General features: G+C 72.2%; 3 protein-coding genes. 1 reads left to right on the forward strand and 2 read right to left on the reverse strand.

Features of this window, described 5'->3' with window-relative positions; all coding sequences use genetic code 11:
- Nucleotides 1-374, reverse strand: a 374-nt coding sequence (locus WA805_RS25010; protein ID WP_425243554.1) for a WhiB family transcriptional regulator, incomplete at its 3' end; no start/stop codon positions are given.
- Nucleotides 375-579: 205 nt separating this feature from the next.
- Here WA805_RS25010 and WA805_RS25015 point away from each other — a divergent pair.
- Nucleotides 580-912: an STAS domain-containing protein gene (locus WA805_RS25015; protein ID WP_422340575.1), complete on the forward strand. Its 333-nt coding sequence runs from the start codon at nt 580-582 to the stop codon at nt 910-912.
- Nucleotides 913-922: 10 nt separating this feature from the next.
- Here the strand turns inward: WA805_RS25015 and WA805_RS25020 are convergent.
- Nucleotides 923-1,582: TetR/AcrR family transcriptional regulator (locus WA805_RS25020; RefSeq protein WP_425243555.1), on the reverse strand; the 660-nt coding region annotated here is incomplete at its 5' end.

Consider the following 1,582-nt stretch of genomic DNA (forward strand, 5'->3'; position numbering starts at 1 on the left):
CTCTCTCCCGATAGCCACCTGAGCCTGAGCGTGAGACGGTCGGAGCCGACCAGGCCGGCCCAGACGCCCTCCTCACCGCCCCGGTACCAGTACCTCATGGAGAACTCCAGGCACTCACTCCGCAGCGGACACGTGTTGCACAGCGCGATGGCCGGCGCGGCCTGCACGCGGGCGGTGTCAGCGTTGCCGCTGGGCGGGAACCATGCGGCGGTGTCCAGGCCGGAATCGGCGCAACTGGCCCGGTCGCTGAACAGGAGCCTGGCGAGTTCGGCGTCGGTCAGGCTGCGCGCCGTGCGGGCCGCCCCGGCCACGGGTACGTGCCTGGCCATCGGCAGCCAGCCGCGCTGGCCTGCTGCGTGCGTTCCCTCGGCCATCTCGACTCCCAGCTGTCAATGACCCGATTCCGGCTCCTCATCATCCAAGTAATGCGGGGCCAGGAAGGCATCACCCGCCCCGGAGGACCCGGGGCCGGCCGCCGCCGGTCAGCACCCGGCCCCGGGCGCGCCTCACCCGCCACGAGGGATGCGGCGGCCGCCGCCGTGATAGAGAATGCTGTTCCACATCACTTGGAGCAATCACGTGGGAATTCTCAGTTACGTGCAGGCGGCCCCGTCGGGAACAGCCCTGACAGTCTCCGGCCAGGTCGACGGCAGTTCCGCCGCTGTTTTCGAGGAGCTGCTGCTCAAGGTCAGCCGGATGCACCGCCCGCCGCTGCTGCTTGACCTGTCCCGGATCGACTCGATGGACGGCGCCGGGCTCGCGGCGCTACTGACGATCAGGAACCTCACGGCTGCCCGAGACCGCAGGCTTCGTGTCATCGCGGCCTCCACAGCGGTCCACACCCTGCTCTGCCTGACCGGCGCCCAGCACATCCTCGAGGAGGCGCCGTACGCCATGCGTACTCCGGCGTAGCGCGCCCGGGTCAGCGGGCGCCGATGCCCCGCAGCAGCTCGTCGACGACGCGGGTGGCGAAGCCCGGCTCCGCGGACGTGCGGTCGTGCTTGCCGCGGGCCATCACCGCTCCGGTGAGCGTGAGCATGGCGATCTCGATGTCAGTGTCCGCGCGGAGTTCGCCGGTGGCGACGCCGCGGCGGAGCACCGACCTGATCAGCTCGCGGCGCGGCTCCACGACCTGCTCCTTGTAGCGCTTGACCAGCCGCGGGTAGCGCTCCCCCTCGCCGTGCAGCAGCGCGAACTGGCGCGCGTACCTGGGATCGTCGGCGTCGCTGGCCATCACGTCGAGCATCGCGATCAGGTCCTCGCGCGCCGATTCGCCGCGCGGCTCGGGCAGCGGGCTCTTCAGCGAGGCGAACGCCGCGATCAGCAGGTCCTCCTTGCCCGGCCAGCGCCGGTACAGGGTCGCCTTGCCGACGCCGGCGCGGGCCGCGACGTCCTCGCAGCCCACGCCGTCCACGCCGCGCTCGGCGATCGCCTCGAGCGTGGCGTCGAGGATCGCCTGCTCGGCCCGCTCGCTGCGCGGCCGCCCAGGGCGCCGCGCGGCGCCGGTCCCGGCGTCGGCCGCGGTATCCTGGGCGGTCACTGTCGCCCTGATCTCTGCGGCACTGGCCGCCACGTCGGCGTG

The sequence above is a fragment of the Trebonia sp. genome, assembly GCF_049794275.1.
Taxonomy (GTDB): Bacteria; Actinomycetota; Actinomycetes; order Streptosporangiales; family Streptosporangiaceae; genus Trebonia.